Raw genomic sequence first — 21,416 nt, 5'->3', positions numbered from 1 at the left:
CCGCCGGTCGGCGCGCAGCCCAGGGGTACATCATTCGACCCAGATATATCAGGATTAAATCCGATATGCCCGAATTGCGTGGCGGGCGATTTTCATCTTATGGCTATACGCGTGCCCCGTATCACCCAAATCCGTTTTATCGCCATAGGGCAGGAGGAATCTTAGCGGAAGAACCACCGGGGTACGCGCCGGCGAGTATTCGGCGCGACCGAGTATCGGGAGCGCTGAATATGCCATGAATGGAGTACGGCCGCTGCTGCTCATAGCACTGACGCACGCGATTCTGTCCGCCCCGCATTCCACTCCCGCACTGGCCGCCGACTGTGCCGGTATTTGCCCGCAGGCCGTCCATCCGGTCCTGCCCGAGCGGTCGGCGAGCGGGATCGTAGCGGTGCGGGCGGCGCTGGAGATGATCGGCGTCCCCTACTCGTGGGGCGGCGGCGGGCCGGGCGGGCCCGGATACGGGATCGGCAAAGGGGCCAAGGTCTGGGGATTCGACTGCTCGGGGCTGGCGGAATACGCCTGGGCGCGGGCCGGGGTGCTGATCGGCTCGACGACGCACGAGCAGTGGAAGTCGGGGGTCCGGGTGCCGAGGGAGGAAGTGGAGCCGGGGGATCTGGTCTTCTACGACAGCGATCCGCAGCGTCCGGGTCCCGAGCACGTCGCCGTGGCAGTGGACGCGACGCGGATGGTGCACGCGCCGTACACCGGCGAGTTCGTACGGGTGGATCCGCTGGACAGGCGGACGTTCCTAGGGGCGGTCCGGCCCTGATGTGACGGGGGAGACGGCCACGCGGCCCAGGCCTTCCTGCAGTGATCGGCCTGAGCCGCGTGACGCCGAAATCTTGGTGCGCACCAAGCCCGCGCCGTGGCTCGCGCGAATTCCACGGCCGGTTCTTTCGGTTCACCTCAAGGCACCAGGAAGGCGATCTTGGCCGGGCGGGCTTCCGTGAATATCGACCGGGAGCCGCCGATCAGCTTCCTGCCTGCGCCATGTGAGGAGTCGTCAGTTGCCGCCCGTGTTCAGGATGCGGGTGTCGCCCACGGACACCGGAACGGCGACCTTGCCCGTGTCGCTGATGTTGGCCGCGTTGTTGAGCGCGTTGTTGGCCACGGGCACGTTCACGGTGTCGAGCGCGTCCACGGTCTCGAGCGCGCTCACGCTGTGGAGCGCGCTCACGTCGAACGGCAGGGCTGCGACCCACTGGCTCAGGACGCCGTGTCCGTGGATCTGCGGGGTGGGGCCGACTTCGGCGGAGGCTGCGGTAGCGGAGAAGCCGAAGGCTGCGGCCGCGATAGCGGCACCGGCCAGAATGCGACGGATCATGTGTATTTTCCTCCATGGATCAGCGCGGGAATTCCCAGCGCCGTAGTCGTTTGTGCAGGGCTGCAAGGTGCCGGAAATAACCATCGCCGCAGACCACGAAAATCGCAACTCAAAAAGGCATCATCGAGGTCAAGGAGGCGCCTCGATTTCTTGGCGATCGATTTTCCCACGCATCGGCCGCACGCGGTGCATAGGATGCGCCACGAGGCTGGGAAACGACATTTATTTGAGTCGGCCGCGAGAACGTCGAGACAATCCTGCAGCACCTTTTAGGGAACGATCACCCGTGACTTGAGAATCGCCGTACGCCACTCGGCGTATCCGGGGCGCCGCCCACCGGCCGACGTCAGAGGCGGACAAAGCGGCTCTGTGCCCTGGGGGCGGCTGTCTTCGGGCGCTGCTCGCTCACGACCGCCTGGTCGCCGTCGAGTCGCCGCACGCCTCCGGCGTCACCCGCGCCACGACCCGCTGACACCCGGCAGGACGGTGCCGGGGCACGACAAAAGCGACTAAAAGCCAAAATACGTCGGACCCATACATTCGTAGCGTGCGCTGATAACAGCACGTATCTCCGCCGGACGAAAATGGGATCGTCCACACCGACCGGCGTGGCAGGATTGGTTGTGGGCCGAGAACGTGGCGAAGCGCCGATCGAGGAGCAAAGATGAAGTCTGCTCACGGCTTGAGTGACCTGACCAGCACCACAGGAGTCGATTCCGCCCAATCCGGGCCAACAGCGCTTAGACTTCTCATTGGCACACAATTGCGCCAGTTGCGCGAGTCTCGGGGCATCAGCCGCGAAGACGCCGGATATGCCATTCGAGGCTCACATTCGAAGATCAGCCGGATGGAATCCGGCCGCACCAGCCTCAAACTGCGCGACGTGGCCGATCTGCTCACCCTTTACGGCGTGGCCGACGAAGCCGAGCGCGCGGCCGTGCTCACCATGGTCCGGCAGGCCAACGCGCACAGCTGGTGGCACGACTACCGCGACGTCATCCCCTACTGGGCCGAGGCCTATCTCGGGCTCGAGCAGGACGCCGCGCTGATCCGCACGTTCGAGGTCCAGCTCATCCCCGGCCTGCTGCAGACGGAGGACTACGCCCGCGCGGTGATCAAGCAGGGGCACCCGCACGACTCCGCCGAGCAGATCGAGCGCCGGATCGCGGTACGCATGCGCCGCCGGCAGATCCTGGCCCCGCCCACATCACGCAAGTTGTGGGCGGTGCTGGACGAGGCGGTGCTGCACCGCCGGGTCGGCGGCGAGGCGACCATGCGCGCCCAGCTCGAGCACCTCGCCATCCTGGCCGGGCAGCCGCACATCACCCTGCAGGTGGTCCCGTTCAGCTCCGGATGCGCCATCGGCGGCGTCGGCCCCGTCACCATCCTGCGCTTCACGCAGACGGAGCTGAACGACGTCGTCTACCTCGAACACCTCACCGGCGCGCAATACCTCACCAAGGAGTCCGAGGTCCGCGACTATCGCCACCTGATGAACGAACTCGGCGTGCACGCCCCGCCCCCGGCCGAGACCCCGGGGATCCTGCGCCGGATCATCGACGGTCTTTAGGCGCACGGGCGACACCGCACAAAACGCCTGCCTCTTCGACCGAGGCGAGGGGGCCGGGGCAGGCCGCCGCCACACGGGTCGGGCAACAATCAGGGGCCCTCGTCAAGGCGGTCCAGCGCCGCCGACAGGCGCCGCAGTGCCTCCAGGCATTCCCGCGCCCCGTCGAGCCCCAACTCCCCCACCAACCGGTCGGCGAGCGCCTGATGACCAGGGACGATCTTGGTGATCGCCTCCCTGCCGGCCGCCGTGGGTTGCAGCAACTTGGCCCGCCGGTGTGCCGGGTTGGGCCGGTATTCGGCCAGCCCCCGCTCCACCAGCAGGTCCGCGGTCCGCTGCACTCCCTGCCTGGTCATCCCCATGGCCCGGCCGATCCCGGCCACCGGCAGCGGCTCGCGGAGCACCGCCCCGAGCACCTGCCACCACGCCGCGGTCATCCCGGCGGGCCGGGCCAGCTCCTCAGACACCTGGAGGAACTGGCCGTTGAGCCGGAACGTCCCGAGCGCCAGGCCCGAGAGCAGGTCCGCCGTCTCGCTCATGCCTTCATCAACACTTCGAAGGCGGCGGCATCGCTCCGGCCGAACAGCCGGAACCAGGCGTCCAGCACCTCGGGCCGGTAGATGTCGAGCCGCCGGAAGATCTCCCTGGCGAACGCCACCGGCTCCGTGGGCCCGGCCGTGATCAGGTCGCCGTCGAGCACCGCGTCCCCGTAGAGGTAGTGCTCGGCGCCCGCGTAGCCCTCCTGGGCCGCCAGATATTCCAGCACGGCGCTGGTGTGGTCGCGGTCGTCCAGCAGTCCCTCCCTGGCCAGCCCGGCCGTGGCGCCGCAGATGGCCGCGACCGGCACGCCCGCCGCCAGGAACTCGCGGGCCTTGCGGGCGAACGGCGCCAGCGAGTCGCCCGCGTCCCACAGGTCGGCTCCCGGCAAGATGAGTAGCGCGCTGTCATCCGGGGAGAGTCGGTCGAGCGCGAGATCGGGGGTGATCCGCAGGCCGCCCATGGTGACGACGGGGTCGGTGGTGAGGCCCACCGTGACGATCTCGAAGCCGCCGGGCTCGCGATGGAAGCGCTCGCTGCGCAGGTGCGCGGTCGCATGACCGGTCTCCCAGTCGGCGAGGGTGTCGTAGACGGCGTGGTGAACGGTTCGCTTCATGACAATAGCTTGTCATTTCGACAGCATGTTGTCAATGGCTTCCCGTGGGAGGATGGGGCCCATGGCAGAGATCGTCGGCGGGGGACGTCCAGTCAACGACGCCGAGCGGAGGGTGATCGCATACTTGCGCGACCACGCGCCCGCCGACTGGCTGCTGCTGCACAACATCGAGGTCCCACGCGGCCACGATGTCTTCGAGGTCGATCTGATCGTGCTGACCGGCCACTCGATCGTGGTCGTCGACGTCAAGGGCACCCGGGGGCGCATCGAGGTGTCCGGCATGCGCTGGTTCCCGCCGCGCAGGGAGGCGTTCGGCTCGCCCGTGGCCAAGCTGCGGGGCACCGCCAAGGCGCTGAAGGGCCTGCTGGTGTCCAGGGCCACGCAGCTCGAACGCGTCTACGTCGACAGCCTGGTCGTGCTCACCTCGCCCGACGCCGAGCTGGTCGACCCCGCCGGGCGCGACGCGGTCAACGTCACGACCCTGCCCGGCCTGCTGGCCACGCTGAGCGACGTCTCGCGGATCAGGCGGGGCTGCAGCCCGGACGCGCGACCGTACATGACGGCGATCCTCGACGCGCTCAACCAGACCGTGCGCCGCAGCACCGCGCCGCCCAGGTTCGGCAACTGGGAGGTCGAGGAGCAGCTCGGCGGTGACACCAAGGTCACCGAATATCGGGCGTTCAACGTGACGCTGCCGGGCAGCGAGACCGTGCTGCTGCGGGTCTACCAGGCCGATCCGATGGCCGACAACGAGGCGCGGGCGGCCGAGCGGCAGCGCATCGCCAACGCTTACCAGACGCTGGCCAGGATCCCGCCGCACCCGTGCGTGGTGCGCTCGCGCGACTTCTTCGCCATCGACGACGAGAGCCGGTTCGTGCTGGTGCTCGACGACGTGCACGGTCAGGCGCTGCACCTGTCGCTGGGCAAGGGCGCCCGGATGGGCGTGATCCAGGACCTGCTCAGCGGCCTGGCGCACGCGCACGCCAACGGCGTCGTGCACCGGGCGCTGACGCCCGCCTGCGTGCTGGTCACCGACGACGGGCACGCGGTGCTGACCGGGTTCGACTACGCCAAGCCGGGGCCGCGCAACTACACCGTCGCCCACGAGCTGAGCAACGTGCTCGACGCGCATTACGCCGCGCCGGAGTGCCAGGAGCGGCCCGACCGGATGACCACCGCGTCCGACGTCTACGCCGCCGGGGCGATCGCCTACCAGCTCCTCACCGGAGAGTTCCCGACCAGCGCCGACGCCCAGGGCCCCGACGTGCCGGAGGTGGTGCGCAGGATGCTCGACCACTCCCCCGCCAAGCGGCCGACCGCCGCCGAGGCGCTGGAGGCCCTGCTGAGCCCGCCATCGCCCCAGGAGTCCCGGCTCAGGCGACTGGTACGCCGCATAGTGTCCGGATCATGACCATAAAGCTACGTGCCGTCGACGAATACGACCTCCCCTTCCTGCAAAGGCTCATCAGCGACCCGGACAGCACCGGCGATTTCCAGTGGTACGGCTGGCAGAACCCGCACCGTCTGCGCAAGCGCTGGGAGGACGACGGAATGCTGGGCGACGACGGCGGCATCCTGATCATCGCCGGGGGCGACGACCGGATCGGCTTCGTGTCGTGGAGCAAGGTCATCGCGAACCGGGCCAGCTACTGCTGGTCGATGGGGGTGATCGTGGCGCCGGAGTTCCGCGGCAAGGGCCATGGCACCGAGGCGCAGAAGCTGATCGCGCGCTATCTGTTCGATCACACGACGGTCAACAGGGTCGAGGCGACGACCGAGATCGACAACGTGGCCGAGCAGCGGGCGCTGGAGAAGGCCGGGTTCACCCGCGAGGGCGTCATGCGCGGCGGCGGGTTCCGCGCGGGCAAGTGGCACGACGGCGTGATGTACAGCATGATCCGCTCGGATCTGGACCGCTGAGTTCACGCGGGCAGGGCTGATCACACGGGCGTGAGCGTGTCCAGGATGTCGATGACGTAGAGTCTGGGCTCGCCCTCCGCGGAGGCCACGGCCACCCGGCTGCCGACCCGCCGCCCCGTGAGCGCGTCCAGCCAGGCCCCGGGCACGGAACCCGCCTTCAGGGGAAACGCGCTGGGGCCGCCCCGCCGGTATGACGAGTCCACGACCACCCGCGACGGCCAGGACGCGGCCACGTACTGGATCACCACCTTCGCGCCCGCCACGACCTCCCGCCCCGAGCCGTCGATGAGCGTGCGGGGCGGCGCGCCGGGCGCGAAATCGGCGGGGATCACCGGCAGGGCACGGCCGACCAGCCGCGCGTCGGGCGGGTAGCCGCCCAGGATGTCGAAGACCACCACCAGCGTGTCCGCGGGCGAGACGCCGGCCAGTGGCACGCCCGGGCCCAGCGCCTCGGCGGCCGGGCCGACCAGCATGATGCGGCTGCCCGCGGGCCGGCCGATGAGCGACTGCCGCCAGGTCTCCGGCACCTGCCTGCCGTCGAAGATGACGGAGGTGGGCTGGTTCACGTCGTAGGTGTTCATGTAGGGCCGGTTGCCCGACCAGCGGCGGATGTCCACGTCCGCGAGCACCACGTCACCCGGCACCGTACGCCGCCCGTTCCCCACCGACAGCACCGTGATCCGCGGCGTGCGGCCCGGCTTGCCCTTGGGGATGGCGACGACCGGCTTGCTGCCGAACGCGCCGGTGACGACGGGCTGCGTGCCTTCCTCACCCAGGCCGCATGAGGTGGCGAGCATGAGGACGGCAGGCCAGAACAGGCGCACGTTGATCCTCCTATCCGGAGGAGTTCCTAGCCCCGATGAGCAAAAGCAAAGCTTCGTGACCGGCCATCTCGCGACAAAGACGCGAGAGACTGGAGCGCGTGAGCAAGCCGAACCTGGCGCGCCGGGTCGCCGAAGCGGCCGAGATCGCCCTGACCACCCGCAAATACGTCACGTTCATCGACGTCGTGACCGGGCTGCGCTGGCTGCATTCCAGGCACGTGGACACCTGGCGGCAGGGCCGGGTCGCCACGCTGGCCGAGCTGGCGGCCGTGGACGAGGACCGCCTGCGCACCACGGCCGCACTGCTGCGGGAGTGGGCCCTGACCAAGGGGCTCAAGCCGGTCGACACCCCATACGTGGCCGGCACCCGTGACCGCCGCGAGCTGCGTTTCACCTCGCGCCACCCGCAGGAGGCCTTCCGCGTCCACTGGCTCTCGCCCGACCTCAGCGAAGCCCGCGTGCGGCGGCTCACCGAGGCACAGAGCAAGGCGCCCGACCTGGTGGCGGTGGCCCCGCTCCACGACTGGACGTGCGCGGACTGCGGGGACACCGGCCCTTACCTGATCGTGGAAAACGACCGGCCGCACTGCCTGACCTGCGCGGACATGGACCACCTGGTGTTCCTGCCGGCCGGGAACGCCGCGCTCAGCCGCCGCGCCAAGCAGGAGAGCGGCCTGTCGGCGGTGGTCGTGCAGTTCAACCGGCGGCGCAAGATCTACCAGCGCCTCGGCCTGCTGGTGGAGCAGGCGGCGCTGGACGCCGCCGAGGAGCGCTGCCTGGCCGACGAGGAGCTGCGCCTGCGCCGCCGCGAGCGCGACCGGGTCCGCAGGGCCGAGCAGGACGTGGACTTCCAGGCCCGGATGGCGGCCGAGATCGCGCGGTTGTTCCCCGGTTGCCCCGCGCAACGGGCGCGGGAGATCGCCGAGCACGCCGGGCAGCGCGGCAGCGGCCGGGTGGGCCGGTCGGCGGCGGCCAGGGCGCTCGACGAGAACGCCATCACGCTGGCGGTGATCGCCTCGATCCGGCACCTCGACACCGACTACGACAGCCTGCTGATGTCGGGCGTGCCACGGATGGAGGCCCGCGACGTGATCAGGGAGCGCATCGAGGCCAAGCTGGCGGAGTTCCGCCGCCCTGTCAGGTGACGGTCAGGCGGTGGGCGTAGCGCTCGTCCCGCCAAAGCTCCTTGTCCAGCACCTCCAGCAGCGTGGCGGCCGCGTCGTAGACGTCCGCGTAGCCGATGTACAGCGGCGCGAACCCGAACCTGAGGACGTCCGGCGCCCGGAAGTCCCCGTGCACGCCCCGGTCGATCAGCGCCCGCATCACCGGATAGCCGTCGGGGTGCCGGAAGCTCACCTGGCTGCCGCGCGCGGCGGGGTCGGCGGGCGAGACCAGCTCCAGCGCGTCGCCGACCAGGTCGATGAAGAGCGAGGTCAACGCCATGCTCTTGGCCCGGACCTGATCCATCGGCACCCGCTCCCACACGTCGAGCGCCGCCTCCAAAGCCGCGAACGACAGCACGTGCGGGGTGCTCACCGCGAACCGCCTGATTCCCTCCGCCGGGCGGAAATCAGGCTCGAACGCGAACGGCGCGGCGTGGCCGCACCAGCCGGACAGGACGTTCTGGGCGGTGGCGTGGTGGCGCGGGTGGACGTACAGGAACGCGGGCGCGCCGGGACCGGCGTTGAGGTATTTGTACGTGCACCCGACAGCGAAGTCGGCCGCCGACACGTCCACCTCCATGGCCCCCACGCTGTGGCACACGTCCCAGATCATGAGCGCTCCGGCCTCCTGGACCCGCGCCGTGATCGACGGCACGTCGTGGCGGGCGCCGGTGCGGTAGTCGACCTCCGACAGCAGCACCGCGGCCACGTCGTCGAAACGCCCGGCCGCGAAGTCGCGTACCTCGTAGCCGCCGAGCAGCCCGGCCAGCCCCTGCACCATGTAGTGATCGGTGGGGAAGGCCCGCACGTCGGAGACGATCACCCGGCGCTCGGGGCGCAGCCGCAGCGCCGCCGCCACCGCCTGGAAGATCGCGATCGAGGTCGTGTTGCCCGCCACGACCTGGCCGGGACCTGCGCCGATCAGCGGGGCCAGCCGGTCGCCGGCGGTGATCGGCTGGTCGAACCAGCCGGCGCTGTTCCAGCCGCCGACGAGCTGCCTGCCCCACTCGTCCTCGACCGTCCGCCGCACCCGCTCGGCGGCGTGCCGCGGCAGCGCGCCGAGCGAGTTGCCCACGAGGTAGACGATCCCTTCCGGCAGCACGAACTCGTCTCTGAACGCCCGCAGCGGATCATCGGCGTCGAGGGCAAGGCAGTGGTCGCGGTCTGTCACCCATTCACTCCTGTTGTGGGGGGATGGTGGCGATTACCCGGTTCACTCCATTCTGATACTGGCGGACGTACCAGTTCTGCACCGGGTTGTGCCGCGCGTCGAGCCGGAACGGCCCGCGCGGCCCCGCCAGCTCCCCCACCTCGGCCAGCTCGCGGGCCAGATCGCGGCCCCCGTCCAGCGCCGCGTCGATGAGCCGCATGGCGTCCCAGCTCTGCAGCGCGACCGCGGAAGGCGTCCTGCCGGTCCTCGCCCGCCAGCCGGCCACGAACGCGGCGTTGTCCGGGTTGTCCAGCGCGGGCGAGTACATCCCGACGCTGGTGATGCCCTCCGCGTCCGGGCCGATCGCCCGGAGCACGTCTTCGTCCGTGAGGTTCTGGCTGGTCAGCAGCTCGATCCTGGCGTCGTAGCCGAGCTGTTTGAACGCCCTGGCGAACATGACCGCCTCGGCGCCGGCGTAGAAGGCGTACAGGAGCTCCGCCTGCGGCGGGATCTGCGCCAGGTAGGGCGCCAGGTCCGCGGGGCTGCCGTACGGCGTGAGGATCCGCTTGAGCGGCTGGGCGCCGTACCCGTCCGTGAAGCCCCCCAGCGTCTCGATGCCCGCGGAGTAGTCGGAGGCCATGAGGACGACGTTTCGCCTGCCGTACCGCTCGGCGGCGTACCGACCGGCGGCGTAGCCCTGGGCGTGGTTGGTGTACGAGACGCGGAAGACGTTGGGGCCGCCCAGCGCGTCCGCGCCCGCGTTGGCGATGACCACTGGGGTCCGCCCCGCCGCCTTGACCACGGCCTCGGCGACGGGCGAGGCGATCAACCCGGTGATCACGTCCACCCGCTCGTCCTCGATGAGCCGCCTGGCCTGCTTCTGGCCCTCTTCCGGGTTGCCGGCGTCGTCGGCCACGACCAGCGTGGCGGGGTGGCCACCCAGGGTGTCTCCATGGTCGTCCAAGTAGAGGCGCATGGCGGTCTCCATGTCGTCGCCGAGCATGGCGTACACACCGGTCTGCGAGATGATCGCGCCGACCTTGACCGGCGGGTTGTCCTCGTCAGGCGGCGGCAGCGACCCGCCGCAACCGGCGACCATCAGCACCACAAGCCCCAGCACGGGTACGCGCATGGGGAGCTCCCTTCAGCCCAGGAACGCCTCGGCGTTGGCTGCGAGCAGCTTGGCGCGGGCCGTGCTGGACAGGAAGCGGGCATGCCGGATCAGGTCACCCGCGGGTGACTCGCCGAGCGGATAGGGAACGTCGCTGCCGAACATCATGTGGTCCTCCCCGAGAGTGTCGACGAGCAGCCGCAGCGCGCGCTCGTCGAAGACGGCAGAGTCGACGCTGAACCTGCCGAGGTAGTGGGACGGCGGCCGCTCAGAGACGCCGAGATGAGGATCGTCGCTTCGCGCTCCGATTCGGCCCTCAGTCTGGGAGCCCCGGGCCGGCCCAGCTCGGGACGGCCCTTGGGCACGTGGTACGTGTGTACGTCGATGACCATCTAGCCCTTGCCAGGATGCAGCGCGCCGCACTGCTCGCTCTCGGTGATGATCTCGTGTACCTGGTAGAACAGCTTGTTGCCGACCGGCGGCTTGAGCAGGTGGGCGTGCTCGTCGATCCACTTGGTGAAGTCAATCGGCGCAATCATGATCGCTCCGGTGGATGGTAGGCGACGGCTTGCATCTCGATGAGGAGGTGCGGATGCGGCAACTGGTGCACCGCGACGGTGGTCCTGGTGGGGCCCTCCTCGTCGAAGAACTCGCCGTAGGCCTCGTTGTAGCCGGTGAAGTCGTTCATGTTCACCAAGTACGTCGTGATCTGCACGAGGTCGGCGAGCGACCCGCCGGCGGCCTTGAGAATGTCGCCGATGTTCTCGATGACCGCCCTGGTCTGTGCGCGGATGTCCAGGTTCGTCGCCCCGTACCTGTCCACCTCCACGCCCACGAAGGTGTCGTCCGTTCTGCGGCAGTTCGTGCCTGATACGAACAGGAAGTCGCCGGCCCGCTTGACGTGCGGGAATCTGCCGCGCGGGGTGGCCTTCCCGGGCACGCGCATGGCCTTGGGCCTCACTTGCCGAACACCGCCCGAACAGCGCCCAGCCCCTCGATGCTCGCCTCGAAGACGTCCTCCGGCTCGACCGGCACCACCGGGCCGAGCGCGCCGGTCAGCACCACGTCCCCGGCGCGCAGTGCGTAGTCGCCGCGGCCGAGCTCCGAGGCCAGCCAGACGGCCGCGTTGAGCGGGTGACCCAGACAGTCGGCGCCCGACCCCGTGGAAACCTCCTGCCCGCCACGGGTCATCGTCATCCCGGCCGCCCGCAGGTCCAGCCCCATGAGAGAGACGGGGGTGGCGCCCAGCACGAACGCGCCCGCCGCGGCGTTGTCGGCGACCATGTCGGCCAGCGTGATGTCCCAGTCGGCGATCCGCGAGTCGGCGATCTCGATGGCCGGCAGTACGAAGTCCACCGCCCTGATCACGTCGGCCACCGTGAAGGGCCCGCCGACCAGGTCCCCGCCGAGCACCAGCGCGACCTCGGCCTCGGCCAGCGGCTGCAGGAACCCGTCCAGCGGGATGGGCAGCCCGTCGGAGTGGGCCATGTCCGCGAAGAGCATGCCGAAGTCCGGCCGGTCGATGCCGAACTGCCGCTGCAGCCGCGGGTTCGTGATGCCGATCTTCCTGCCGACCAGCCGCCGCCCCTCGTCGAGCGCCCGCCGCGTGTTGATCTCCTGCACGGCGTACGCGTCGGCCGCCGTGGCGATCAGGTCCCTGATCGGCGCGCAGGGCTTTCCGGTACGCGCGGCTTCGACCAGCCGGTCGGCGGCCTGGGACCGCGCGTCCACCGCCTGGGACCATTCATCATGCATCGGGCTGCTCCAGTTTGATGGTGATCGTGGTGGGTTGAGAGTGGAAGCCGTTGGCCAGGTCGATCGCCTCGGCCTCGGTGTCGAAGGGGGTGACGTGGCACACGGGGCCGGAGATCTCCTCCCTGTTGCAGCGGGACCACTCCGACAAGCCTGACACCACCTTCGGTTCCACGAAATAACCGGAATCGCGCTGATCGCCGAACACCGGGACGCCGCCTCCCGCGAGCACCTTGGCCCCCTCCGAGCGGGCCAGGGCGTAGTAGGAGAGCACCCCTGGCAGATGGAAGGCCTCGTCGGGGAGCACCGCCCAGTCGCGTGCCGCCTCCCTGGCCGCGCGGACCGCCCGGTCGGCGACCTCCGGGCCGGCCTCGCAGACCTGTCTGCTCACCGCGCCCGCGGCCACCGGCTCGCCGCCGATGAAATGGGTCAGCACAACGCGCTCCTCATCTCTCTGGTATAGGTCTCCGCGTGTTCGCCTGCCTATATGTAGGAGATGGGAGGAAAAGCTCCGGGAAGACCTGTCCAGATGGACATCTTCCGGTACCCCTAGATCACCGGCCATCATGGTCCGATGGCGCGGACGTGGGAATTGTGGGGAAACGTCATTATTGCTGGTACGTTTGCGCTCCCCCTGGCCTTGCTAGCAATCTTGCTCCTCTCCCGCCATCGCGCTCGCGCCGGCCATCCTGCGCCGCTGCGTACCTCGATCGCCGACGTCGGCATCCTGGTCGGCACCGCACCGTGGATATGGATGATCCTCACCCCGTCCAGCGGCCAGAACGGCGTCGGCCTCGTCCCGCTGCAGGACCTCGCCGCGGTCGCCGAGGCACCGTGGCAAACGGTGTTCGTGCAGGTGGGCGGCAATCTGCTGGTGTTCGCGGCACTGGGTGCGCTGCTACCGGTACGCACGGCCGCGATGGCCCGTCTCGGCCGGGTTGCGGTCGTCTCCGCGGCATTTTCGGTCCTCGTCGAGACCCTCCAGTACGTCCTGAGACTGGGTCGTTTCTCCTCCGTGGACGACGTCATCCTGAACACGGCAGGCGCCGCGATCTTCGCTCTGATTACTCGCCGCTGGTGGGCCACCCGGATACCGGCCGGATCCGTTCCGCGTTAACGGCCTGTGAAAACCCCGGCGGAATTCACCACTCGGGCACGATCCACTCAAAAGAAGCTCGGGAACAACCTTGTTATCTGTGCGATCGTGGACAGGACGGGGCAAGTTCTCTGGAGACGCCACAAACTGGTTGGTGACAGAGGGTGATCAAAGTTGTCTGAATCCCCGGTACCCCACGAGCCCCCTATCTATCGCCGCATCGCCGACGGTCTCCGCGCCCGGATCCTGTCCGGCGAGCTGCGTGACGGGGACCGACTACCGGGCGAGAACGCACTGATGGCCGAATACGCAATCGCACGGGCCACCGCCAGGCAGGCGCTTGCCGTACTGATCAACGAAGGGCTGGCGGTACCCAAACGAGGTTCGGGGGTTTACGTGCGGCTGTTCAAACCGATTCGCAGACACGGCTCGCGCCGCCTGTCACGAGAGCAGTGGGGTCAGGGCCGGGCCATCTGGGACGCCGACACCCGAGGCCGGCCGTTCACGGTCGACCACGTCGAGGTGGCGCTGGAGGGCGCCACTGAGGACGTGGCGGGCCTCCTCGAGAGCGGCGAGGTATGGGTACGCCGGCGCCGCTACTCGGTCGACGCCAGGCCCGTGCAACTGGCCACCTCCTATTTCCCCGCGCGGCTGGTCGAAGGCAGCGCGATCACCCTTCCCGACACCGGACCCGGGGGCGTCTACGCCAGGCTGGGCGACCTGGGCGTGCCCCCCGCCCACTTCACCGAGGAGGTGCGGGCCCGCATGCCCACGCCGCGCGAGAGCGCACTGCTCGACCTGCCCGGCGGGACGCCCGTGATCGTGATCGCGCGGACCGCGTACACGTCGGGCGGGCTGCCGGTCGAGGTCAACGAGATGGTCCTGGACTCGGCGGCGTACGTACTCCAGTACGACTTCGACGCCTAATTCAAGGTGATCTGTCAAGCGATAGGTTGACCTGTCCATTGCGATCACTTGATATCTCTAGAGAAGTCCCTCATCTTCGAAGGAGATGGAACCTCGCCTGGGGCCCGGGGAAGGTGGACAGCGATGTCCTTTGATCGGCATCTCGCCGAGATCGCCCGGGAGCACCCCAAGTGGACCATCTGGCGGAGCGACGCGGGCCGCTGGTGGGCCACGAGACACCATCCGCTGAACGCGGCGCAGCGTGCTGCCGGATGTGCGATGACCATCGACGCGGACGACCCGGAGGGCCTGCGCGAGCTGCTCCGGGACCAGGAGAGACGGGCCGGCGAGCCACACCGGTGGCGGGCCGGCCCCGGACCTCCTTGACGTCCGCCGTGGAGCGTTCCGCGGCGGGCGCGCACAAGCAGCCCGGTGCCGGGTCCAGCGTCTCGGCGGCCCCGGCACCGGGCCCCCAACCAGGAGGGGCCACGAACGCGGAAGCCCCCGACCCTATCGGGGGCGGGGGCTTCCGCCCCGGCTCCGACCCGATCCACCGCCTCGCCCTGCGCCTGGTGCCCGTCCCGGCCGCACTACCAGCGCCTGGTGCCCGTCCCGGCCCCTGCGCCGCGCGCGTCGATTACCTGCGGCCGCGCCTGCAGGAGGGCGAATTGGGCGTGACGGGGCCGCGCCGGGCAGGGGTTGCCCGCCCGGCGTGAGGCATCCCGCCGCGTTACTTGTTGGCCTCGGACAGGCGGACGATGTGCACGTCGGTGTCGTCGGAGACGCGCTCCTCCTTCGGCTGCTCCTCCTCGTCCCGCTCCACGATGACCCGCACGTCCTCCTGCGGCGACGGCGTCAGCGCGGCCTCGGGCACCAGCGGCCCCGCCGCCGACTCGCTGTGCATCAGGTCGCCGAGCACCGAGCTGATCTCGTTCAGCCGCCGCACGACCTCGGTATGCGTATTGGTCAGGTATTCGACCCGCCGCCCAGCCTGCTCGTCCAGAGTCGCGGTGCGCTGCTGCGCCACCGCCAGCATGGACTCGGCCTCGTTGCGCGCGCCCGTGAGCAGCTGCTCGGCCTGGGCGTTCGCGGACTGCAGCAGTTGCTCGGACTCGGACTGCGCAGCGGAGACCAGGCGCTCAGCCTCGGCGCTCGCCTCGCGTACGGACTCCTCCGCCTCGGCGCGGGCGGCGCCGAGCTGCTCTTCGGCGTCCGCGCCGGCCTGGGCCAGCATCCGCTCAGCGGCCTGCGTCGCCTCGTTCACCCGGCGCTCGGCCTCGGCCTGGGCGGAGGTGAGGATCTTGTCGGCGGTCTCGCGGGACGAGGTCAGGAGCCGGTCGGCCTCCGACTTGGCCGCGTCGCGCACGCTGGCCGCCTCGGCCTCGGCGTCCGACCGCTTCGCCGCGGCCTCTTCCTCACCGAGCTTGAGGATCTGGGCGAGCCTGGGGCTGAGATCGTCGTAGCTCTGCGGCGCCTCGACCATGCGCCGTCTGGCCTCCGCCAGCTCGATGCGGCCCTGCTCGGCCTGCTCGATCGCCCGTGCCAGCCGTTCTTCCAGATCCCGGATTTGGTTGCGGGTGCGGATCATGTAGTCATGGACCTGGCGGCGGTTGTAGCCGCGCATCACGACTTCGAAGGTGTCCTCTTGCATCAGGTCGGGAATACTCTCGTGCTGGTTCATCATGGGGGTTACCTAAGGGTGGTTTGCGTGAGGCGGGGGATAACTGCGGGTTGTGAGGGTCTGACGACGAGACGTCAGGAAACGACTTTCCTGCCATCTGCCCACGTCCGCAACCGGAACGCCATACCCGGGCCGCGGAGCTCGAGAATTACGATGGGTCGAATGTACATAGCAGCGTTGGACAACGGAGCAGTCCCAGACATACACCCTGAGGCGTACATCGCGCCCGGCGCCACCGTTGTCGGGAGGGTCCGGGTGGGCCGGGCGTCCAGCATCTGGTACGGCTCCGTCCTGCGCGGCGACGACGAGCGGATCGAGATCGGCGAGGAGTGCAACGTACAGGATCTGTGCTGCCTGCACGCCGATCCGGGCGAGCCGGCGATCCTGGAGGACCGGGTGAGCCTGGGCCACAAGGCCATGGTGCACGGCGCCCACGTGGAGTCCGGTGCGCTGATCGGCATCGGCGCGATCGTGCTGGGCGGCGCCCGCGTCGGCGCGGGGGCGCTGGTGGCGGCCGGAGCGCTCATCGGCCCGGGCAAGAAGATCCCGTCCGGCGTGCTGGTCGCCGGCGTGCCCGGCAAGATCGTACGCGAGCTCACCGCCGACGACCGGGACTCTTTCGCCCGCACGCCGGACAACTACATGGCCAAGGCGCTCAGGCACCGGCAGGCGTCATCGCTTTGATCAGGACCTCGTCCGACACCGATGCGTTGTTGAGCGGGTCGGCGTACTCCGGCAGCTCCGGCCGCAGGAACCGGACGAAGTCGACGGTCAGTTTGAGATCGGGCTGGCCCTTGACCAGCTTGGCGTTGCCCTTGGTCGCGTCCTTCTTGAGCGTGCTGTAGCTGTCCCAGTCGGTATAGGCGGTGACGCCCCACTGCAGCGCGTCGGGGAGGGTCGAGGGCCAGCGCCGGCCGACCTTCCACTTGCCGCCCTCCTCCTTGTACAGCGCGACGAAGACACGCCCGACCCGGGCCAGGGCCAGCTCCACCCAACCGCTCTTGACCGGCACTTCCTGCGGCTTGGAGCTGCCGTCCTGGGTGTATTTCACCTCGACCTGGCCGCTCTTCTCGCCCGTGCCGATGGTGACCGACACCCAGTTGGGCTTGGCGTACGAGCCGGGCTGACGGGCCATCAGGCCGCCGAGCGAGAACTTCCGCTTGGGCCAGCCGCCGCTCTTCCCCTCGACCTTGACCCGGGCGTGCATGAGGATGTCGCCGGCCAGATCCTGGTAGACGAAGGGGCCGCGGAAGCCGTCGAACCAGGCCGAGGTCCTGGGCTCGAAGTACATCGAGCCCTTCACGGTCTTGTTCACGTCCAGCTTGGCGATCCGGTCGACGTCCTTCTCGGTGTCGCTCAGCTTGGTCCACATCGCCAGGTCCGACGCGTTGGCGAACTCCGTCGACGCCTGGCCGACCTCCCCGCCGGGCGCCGGCGGCGTCGCCTTGTCCAGCGTGAGCACTCCGGGTCCGGTGGGCGTCGGCTGTGCCGAGGTCGTCGTACCGCACCCGGCGAGCACGTTCACGATGGCCACTAACGCTGCTACCTTCGCCCTCATAGCGGCCATTCTGCCGTGTAATGCCAATGGGTTGATCCCGGTCGTCCCAAGTACGATGGCGGCCGTGCCACCCTGGGATGCGTTCACCGCCGCCGAGGCGGAGGTCCGCGCGATGGTCGCCGACCCGCGCTGGCAGGGGATTTCCGTGCCCGATCGCGCCCACGTCCTGGCGGCCAGGATTCTTGTGACCCCAGATGGCGACCGCTGGTTGTTCGGCGCCCACGCGCGGTGGCATCTGTACGACCCCGCGGACGGCCGCTGGCACCTCGCGCCGCCGCCCAGGGGCACGCGGGCACGGCAGGTCCAGCATCCGGCCGCGGTGCTGCCGGACGAGGTGCTCCCGCGCGGCCCGGACTTCCACGCCGAGCCGGGCTCCACCCAGGCCTTCATCGGCCCCGACGTGTCGGGGGACCTCACCGAGCGGCTCCGGGTGCTGCTGCGGGCCAGCGGCCGCAAGTCGGAGCTGGACTACCCGCTGACCGCCTTCGACGAGATCTTCGCCTCCGACGTGCCCGGCACGGTGGCGGCCGTGTGGGGCACGATCATGTGGTGCGCGTACGCGCCCGCCTTCGACGGCAACGAGCGGCTGATCACCGTGTTCGGCGAATACCTGCGCCGCCCGCTGCCCGGCGACGAGTGGGTGCGCTGGCTGGCCGCGCCGCCGCTGCTCGACCTCGTCACACTCGTGGCCGAGCGGGCCCGGGCCGGCCGTTCGCGCGCCGCGCTCCGGCTGGCCGCCGTGATGGCGGACACAGCGCAGATCCTGATGTGCGACAGCCGGTTCAGGCCGCGCGCGCTCGCGCTGCTCACGATGGTCGAGCCCTTGTTGCGGCGGCCGGGGCTCGACGACGCGCTCCCCGACGACGAGGCGGTACGCGCGGCATGGCTCAGCCGTTGCCCCGTGCGGCTGGGCCGGGCCCTGCTCGTCGAGACGGACCCGGGCCGGCATTTCGCCCACTGCGTGTACGACCTGGCCGAGGCGCTGTCGTTCATGCCCGACCCGGCGAAGGGGACGGCCATGTTCCTGGCCGACCTGTCGGACTCCAGGGGGCTGTTGCCGGAGCGGCTGGATCACCGGCTCAGGATGGCCTACGAGGAACTGGAGCGGGCCGGGCGGACCGGGACCTCCGCCGCCGAGACGACCGCGCCCGACGGCTTCTCCATACCGGCTCGGCCCATCGGGGTGTCGACCGCGCCCGCGCCGGCGCTGGAGGTGGCGCCGCCGGATCGGGCGAGCGCGGCGGCGGTGCTCGGGGCCGCGTACGCCACGGGGCTGGCGTGGGGCAGGCTCACCGGGGCCAAGGTGCCGGAGCGCGGGCTGGCCGGGCAATCGGTGATCGTGCGGAGACTCATCCACGAACGCGATGATCATCACGAAGACGGCATAGGTCACAGTTAAACCACAAATACCGTTATTTCACCCTAACCCCACGTCTATCGTTCTAACACCCTACCCAACAGTAAATTCGCTGAATTGTGATCTCGGATTCGGGAAATGATCCCAGTGGTCCCCGTGGCGCGGAAAGGAATGACTCCGATGGGCCATGTCGCCAAAGGCGGGCCGCGCCGTAACCTCGTAGAGGGTGTGGGCTGCGGAAGGAAAGGACGACGCGGTGGGGCACGACGACCTGGACTCTCGGGTCCACGACCGTGTCGCGTTGGACGAGATTGCGCTCTACGCCGAGGTGCTCACGGCCGTGGCTGTCAGCGAGCGGCGGCTGACCTTGGACGAACTCGACGACGCGCTCGGATTGCGGACTTCGGCGAGCCGCTGAAGGACCATCACGATTACTAGCCCCGGGGACCTAGTCCCGGAACTCCATCGGATCCGGGATATCGGTTTCCGGGGTTTCTCATAACTAGTTACTTGTGCCGCCCCGGCTCCTACGAAGGGACGAGTCCCCCTAGGAGCGGACCAGTCGGGCGATCGCCGCGGAAGCCTCCTTGACCTTCGCCTCCGCCTCCGGACCGCCGCTGTTGATCGCATCCGCCACGCAGTGCGAGATGTGCTCTTCCAGCAGCCCCAAGGCCACCGCCTGCAGCGCCCGCGTGGCCGCGGAGACCTGGGTGAGCACGTCGATGCAGTAAGCGTCGTCATCGACCATCCGCTGCAGGCCCCTGATCTGCCCCTCGATGCGCCTGAGCCGGGTCAGATATGCCTGCTTGTCTCCGCTGTACCCATGCATGCTCCTACGGTACCCGGAACCCGTATGGGCAGCGGCCCGGCCACAGGTCGCGGAGTCTACGGTGGGCCGCGTTCAGCGGCCCGCCACAGATGGCTCAGCGGAGATCGGTGATCAGCTTTTCCCACTGCGCGGCCACTTCGCCGGCCGCATGACGCACCGCCGTGTCCAGCGCCCCGGCCGCGAGCGAGCGCCGCCTGCGCTCGTCGTCGATCAACGCGAGCAGCGCGGCCGCGTACAGCCGCGGCTCGTCGTCGGACTCGGGCACCAGCACCCCGTTGTAGCCGGTCGCGACGAACTCCGTCGGCCCCTTGGCCCCCTCGAAGGCCACCACGGGCACTCCGCACCCCATGGCCTCCAGCACCGCCATGCACTGGTCCTCGCCGCGCGAGGTGTTGGCCACGATCGACGCCTTGGCGAACTCCCCCGCCAGGTCCGGCGTGGTGCCCATGAAGTAGACGTGATTGTGCAGGTTGAGATCGCGCACCAGCGCGCGCAGCCGGCGCTCCTCCGGGCCGCCGCCGTACAGCCTCAGCCGCCAGTCCGGGCGCTTGTCGGCCACGATGGCGAACGCCTTGATCAGCAGGTCGTACGCCTTGACGGAAACCCACCGCCCGCCGGCGGCCACGATCCTGTTGTCCATCCGCGACCGTGGCCAGGGACCGTCCGGCAGCGCGTCCTGTATGGAGTGCACAGCGGGCCCGCCGTCGAGGAGCCTGCCCCATTCCTCCTGGGCCGGCTCCGTGGCCGTCACGACGGCGTTCAGGCGCGGGTAGAAGCGTTTGACGGGGCCGGGCACGGCCGGTCGCCCCCACTCCCGAGCGATCTTCAGCATCTCGCGCGGCGCGTGCCTGGCGGCCTGGACGCCGAGCCCCGGCCTGGTCGTGATCAGGACGTCGGACTTGAGGCCGCGCAGCACCCGCCACAGCGCCACCTCGGTGCGGACCTGCCCGCGCGGGAGCAGGTGCCGGACCCCTGGCCTGATGTCGACCACGCTGCGCATGGACACCTCGGCGCCGATGGGGAAGAACGGCTTCTCCTTCTGCCGCCGCACGCTGATCACCTCGACCTCGTGCCGCTCGGCCAGCGCGGAGGCGAGGTTGAGGGTGGCACGGACGTCGCCGCGCATGACGTAGGCGGAGGTGAGGATCAGGCTGACCTTCATCCGCCCACCTCGATGCGCAGCTCGTCGTCGGCGGTGTAGCAGGGTCTGATGGGCACGCCGTCCACCTTGGCCGAGGGATAGTGCAGCCGGCGGCGCTTGCCGTCCACGTCGTCGAGCCGCGCGCCCAGCTTGAGCGACGTGGGCACGCCCTCGACCTGGAGCGCGGGCTCCCAGGTGCCGGAGCTCGCGGAGCTCGCGGAACTCGCGGCGCCCGCCGCGGCGTCGGGATCGGCGGCAAGCACGTCCACGAGCGAGACGGCCGCGTGGAAGCGCACGCCCTGGACGAAGGCCGTGGCCGTCACCCGGGCGCTCGTCTGCCGGCGATCCAGAGTCAACGTGGCCTCGTGGCGGGAGTCGTCGTCCTCCAGCCCGGTGTAGGCCAGCAGGCCCATCACCTCGAAGCGGCCCTCCCTGAACCAGATCGCGCGCACCTCGGCCACCGGCTCGGCGTCGGAGATCTTCAGCGCCAGGAAGCCGTTGCGCGTGCGGTAGGAGCGGTAGGCGAGGGTGCGCTTGCACAGGGCGTACGCGTCGAGGTGGTCGAGGGAGAAGCCCGGATCGACGCTGCGCAGCCTGCTGCGCTTGCCGTCTCGGCGCAGGTATGCGTCCCAGCGCCCGGCGGTGAGATCCAGCGGCGCCAGCGAGACCGCCAGCGTCGCCTCGCGCGCCCGCGCGCCCGGCGTGCCGAGCCGTACACCACGCTCGACCCCCGTGGTGCGATGCCTGAGCAGGAGCTCGGTGCCGGCTTCCAGTGGTTCGTCGATGGCCAGTCGAAGGGAGAGCACGTCCGCGAGGGTGACCTCGGCGTCCGTGACAACGACGCCCATCCCTAGCCCCCTCCCCGTCGAATAGAGCCATGC

Annotated in this window: 27 protein-coding genes; 11 read left to right on the top strand and 16 right to left on the bottom strand. The window is 69.7% G+C overall.

The window, feature by feature from the left end:
• Positions 1-235 precede the first annotated feature (235 nt).
• Complete coding sequence (locus ACTMTI_RS33500; protein ID WP_441124658.1) at positions 236-772, top strand: C40 family peptidase; 537 nt, start codon at positions 236-238, stop codon at positions 770-772.
• Positions 773-1,006: 234 nt separating this feature from the next.
• Here the strand turns inward: ACTMTI_RS33500 and ACTMTI_RS33495 are convergent, their stop codons facing one another.
• Positions 1,007-1,327: a hypothetical protein gene (locus tag ACTMTI_RS33495; RefSeq protein ID WP_441124657.1), complete on the bottom strand. Its 321-nt coding sequence runs from the start codon at positions 1,325-1,327 to the stop codon at positions 1,007-1,009.
• Positions 1,328-1,991: 664 nt separating this feature from the next.
• Between ACTMTI_RS33495 and ACTMTI_RS33490 the strand changes: the two genes are divergently transcribed.
• A complete protein-coding gene (locus tag ACTMTI_RS33490; RefSeq protein WP_441124655.1) occupies positions 1,992-2,897 on the top strand; it encodes a helix-turn-helix domain-containing protein in 906 nt (301 codons plus the stop codon).
• An 89-nt stretch (positions 2,898-2,986) separates the two neighbouring features.
• On the opposite strand, the gene ACTMTI_RS33485 is transcribed toward ACTMTI_RS33490, so the two are convergent.
• Positions 2,987-3,433 (bottom strand): MarR family winged helix-turn-helix transcriptional regulator, encoded by a 447-nt coding sequence (locus ACTMTI_RS33485; RefSeq protein WP_441124654.1) that lies wholly within the window; start codon positions 3,431-3,433, stop codon positions 2,987-2,989.
• Positions 3,430-4,047: a type 1 glutamine amidotransferase family protein gene (locus tag ACTMTI_RS33480; RefSeq protein ID WP_441124653.1), complete on the bottom strand. Its 618-nt coding sequence runs from the start codon at positions 4,045-4,047 to the stop codon at positions 3,430-3,432. The genes ACTMTI_RS33485 and ACTMTI_RS33480 overlap by 4 nt, the downstream gene beginning before the upstream one ends.
• A 61-nt stretch (positions 4,048-4,108) precedes the next feature.
• On the opposite strand from ACTMTI_RS33480, the gene mads6 reads away from it, so the two are divergent.
• Together mads6 and ACTMTI_RS33470 are read left to right on the top strand one after the other, a co-directional pair.
• A complete protein-coding gene (mads6, locus tag ACTMTI_RS33475) occupies positions 4,109-5,458 on the top strand; it encodes a methylation-associated defense system protein kinase MAD6 (protein WP_441124652.1) in 1,350 nt (449 codons plus the stop codon).
• Positions 5,455-5,967, top strand: a complete 513-nt coding sequence (locus ACTMTI_RS33470) for a GNAT family N-acetyltransferase (protein WP_441124651.1) — start codon at positions 5,455-5,457, stop codon at positions 5,965-5,967. Before mads6 ends, ACTMTI_RS33470 begins: the two co-directional genes overlap by 4 nt.
• A 20-nt stretch (positions 5,968-5,987) precedes the next feature.
• On the opposite strand, the gene ACTMTI_RS33465 is transcribed toward ACTMTI_RS33470, so the two are convergent.
• Positions 5,988-6,791: an FKBP-type peptidyl-prolyl cis-trans isomerase gene (locus ACTMTI_RS33465; RefSeq protein ID WP_441124650.1), complete on the bottom strand. Its 804-nt coding sequence runs from the start codon at positions 6,789-6,791 to the stop codon at positions 5,988-5,990.
• Between the two features lie 98 nt (positions 6,792-6,889).
• Here ACTMTI_RS33465 and ACTMTI_RS33460 point away from each other — a divergent pair, with 98 nt between their 5' ends.
• On the top strand, positions 6,890-7,936 hold the full coding sequence (locus tag ACTMTI_RS33460) for a DUF2293 domain-containing protein (RefSeq protein ID WP_441124649.1): 1,047 nt from the start codon (positions 6,890-6,892) through the stop codon (positions 7,934-7,936).
• On the opposite strand, the gene kynU is transcribed toward ACTMTI_RS33460, so the two are convergent.
• The 7 genes from kynU to ACTMTI_RS33425 are packed head-to-tail and all read right to left on the bottom strand — an operon-like array spanning position 7,929 to position 12,403.
• Positions 7,929-9,125: a kynureninase gene (gene kynU / locus ACTMTI_RS33455; RefSeq protein WP_441124648.1), complete on the bottom strand. Its 1,197-nt coding sequence runs from the start codon at positions 9,123-9,125 to the stop codon at positions 7,929-7,931. The genes ACTMTI_RS33460 and kynU overlap by 8 nt on opposite strands.
• A 4-nt stretch (positions 9,126-9,129) precedes the next feature.
• Positions 9,130-10,236 (bottom strand): ABC transporter substrate-binding protein, encoded by a 1,107-nt coding sequence (locus ACTMTI_RS33450; protein ID WP_441124647.1) that lies wholly within the window; start codon positions 10,234-10,236, stop codon positions 9,130-9,132.
• A gap of 12 nt (positions 10,237-10,248) precedes the next feature.
• Positions 10,249-10,638: an amidohydrolase family protein gene (locus ACTMTI_RS33445; protein ID WP_441124646.1), complete on the bottom strand. Its 390-nt coding sequence runs from the start codon at positions 10,636-10,638 to the stop codon at positions 10,249-10,251.
• Entirely contained in the window at positions 10,608-10,754 is a 147-nt protein-coding gene (locus ACTMTI_RS33440; protein ID WP_441124645.1) for a hypothetical protein, read from the bottom strand. The genes ACTMTI_RS33445 and ACTMTI_RS33440 overlap by 31 nt, the downstream gene beginning before the upstream one ends.
• The gene (locus ACTMTI_RS33435; RefSeq protein ID WP_441124644.1) at positions 10,751-11,176 is read right to left on the bottom strand and encodes a RidA family protein; all 426 of its coding nucleotides are present in this window, start codon (positions 11,174-11,176) and stop codon (positions 10,751-10,753) included. The genes ACTMTI_RS33440 and ACTMTI_RS33435 overlap by 4 nt, the downstream gene beginning before the upstream one ends.
• Positions 11,173-11,970: a 2-keto-4-pentenoate hydratase gene (locus ACTMTI_RS33430; protein ID WP_441124643.1), complete on the bottom strand. Its 798-nt coding sequence runs from the start codon at positions 11,968-11,970 to the stop codon at positions 11,173-11,175. Before ACTMTI_RS33430 ends, ACTMTI_RS33435 begins: the two co-directional genes overlap by 4 nt.
• Positions 11,963-12,403: an aldehyde dehydrogenase family protein gene (locus ACTMTI_RS33425; RefSeq protein ID WP_441124642.1), complete on the bottom strand. Its 441-nt coding sequence runs from the start codon at positions 12,401-12,403 to the stop codon at positions 11,963-11,965. Before ACTMTI_RS33425 ends, ACTMTI_RS33430 begins: the two co-directional genes overlap by 8 nt.
• Positions 12,404-12,541: 138 nt before the next feature.
• On the opposite strand from ACTMTI_RS33425, the gene ACTMTI_RS33420 reads away from it, so the two are divergent.
• The 3 genes from ACTMTI_RS33420 (at position 12,542) to ACTMTI_RS33410 (ending at position 14,356) form a co-directional block, all read left to right on the top strand.
• A complete protein-coding gene (locus ACTMTI_RS33420; RefSeq protein ID WP_441124641.1) occupies positions 12,542-13,084 on the top strand; it encodes a VanZ family protein in 543 nt (180 codons plus the stop codon).
• A gap of 153 nt (positions 13,085-13,237) precedes the next feature.
• Positions 13,238-13,990: a GntR family transcriptional regulator gene (locus ACTMTI_RS33415; RefSeq protein WP_441124640.1), complete on the top strand. Its 753-nt coding sequence runs from the start codon at positions 13,238-13,240 to the stop codon at positions 13,988-13,990.
• Positions 13,991-14,113: 123 nt separating this feature from the next.
• On the top strand, positions 14,114-14,356 hold the full coding sequence (locus ACTMTI_RS33410) for a hypothetical protein (protein ID WP_441124639.1): 243 nt from the start codon (positions 14,114-14,116) through the stop codon (positions 14,354-14,356).
• 343 nt (positions 14,357-14,699) lie between these two features.
• Here the strand turns inward: ACTMTI_RS33410 and ACTMTI_RS33405 are convergent, their stop codons facing one another.
• On the bottom strand, positions 14,700-15,653 hold the full coding sequence (locus ACTMTI_RS33405) for a hypothetical protein (RefSeq protein ID WP_441124638.1): 954 nt from the start codon (positions 15,651-15,653) through the stop codon (positions 14,700-14,702).
• Between the two features lie 159 nt (positions 15,654-15,812).
• On the opposite strand from ACTMTI_RS33405, the gene ACTMTI_RS33400 reads away from it, so the two are divergent.
• Positions 15,813-16,334, top strand: a complete 522-nt coding sequence (locus ACTMTI_RS33400; protein WP_441124637.1) for a gamma carbonic anhydrase family protein — start codon at positions 15,813-15,815, stop codon at positions 16,332-16,334.
• Here ACTMTI_RS33400 and ACTMTI_RS33395 read toward each other — a convergent pair.
• Positions 16,306-17,208, bottom strand: a complete 903-nt coding sequence (locus tag ACTMTI_RS33395; protein WP_441124636.1) for a hypothetical protein — start codon at positions 17,206-17,208, stop codon at positions 16,306-16,308. The two genes, ACTMTI_RS33400 and ACTMTI_RS33395, sit on opposite strands and share 29 nt — an antisense overlap.
• Positions 17,209-17,263: 55 nt before the next feature.
• Between ACTMTI_RS33395 and ACTMTI_RS33390 the strand changes: the two genes are divergently transcribed.
• Together ACTMTI_RS33390 and ACTMTI_RS33385 are read left to right on the top strand one after the other, a co-directional pair.
• Positions 17,264-18,607 (top strand): hypothetical protein, encoded by a 1,344-nt coding sequence (locus ACTMTI_RS33390; protein WP_441124635.1) that lies wholly within the window; start codon positions 17,264-17,266, stop codon positions 18,605-18,607.
• Between the two features lie 184 nt (positions 18,608-18,791).
• Positions 18,792-18,983 (top strand): hypothetical protein, encoded by a 192-nt coding sequence (locus ACTMTI_RS33385; RefSeq protein WP_211370473.1) that lies wholly within the window; start codon positions 18,792-18,794, stop codon positions 18,981-18,983.
• 129 nt (positions 18,984-19,112) lie between these two features.
• Here ACTMTI_RS33385 and ACTMTI_RS33380 read toward each other — a convergent pair whose 3' ends face one another.
• The 3 genes from ACTMTI_RS33380 to ACTMTI_RS33370 form a co-directional block, all read right to left on the bottom strand.
• Complete coding sequence (locus tag ACTMTI_RS33380) at positions 19,113-19,394, bottom strand: metal-sensitive transcriptional regulator (RefSeq protein WP_043615428.1); 282 nt, start codon at positions 19,392-19,394, stop codon at positions 19,113-19,115.
• Positions 19,395-19,488: 94 nt separating this feature from the next.
• Positions 19,489-20,556 carry a glycosyltransferase gene (locus ACTMTI_RS33375; protein ID WP_441124634.1) on the bottom strand — a complete coding sequence of 356 codons (1,068 nt, stop codon included), beginning with the start codon at positions 20,554-20,556 and terminating at the stop codon, positions 19,489-19,491.
• Positions 20,553-21,383 (bottom strand): hypothetical protein, encoded by an 831-nt coding sequence (locus tag ACTMTI_RS33370; RefSeq protein ID WP_441124633.1) that lies wholly within the window; start codon positions 21,381-21,383, stop codon positions 20,553-20,555. The genes ACTMTI_RS33375 and ACTMTI_RS33370 overlap by 4 nt, the downstream gene beginning before the upstream one ends.
• Positions 21,384-21,416 lie beyond the last annotated feature (33 nt).

This window comes from Nonomuraea sp. H19, assembly GCF_052068215.1.
In the GTDB taxonomy this organism is placed as follows: domain Bacteria; phylum Actinomycetota; class Actinomycetes; order Streptosporangiales; family Streptosporangiaceae; genus Nonomuraea.
Note: the sequence above shows the minus strand (reverse complement) of the source record. Positions and strands in the feature narration are given on the sequence as shown.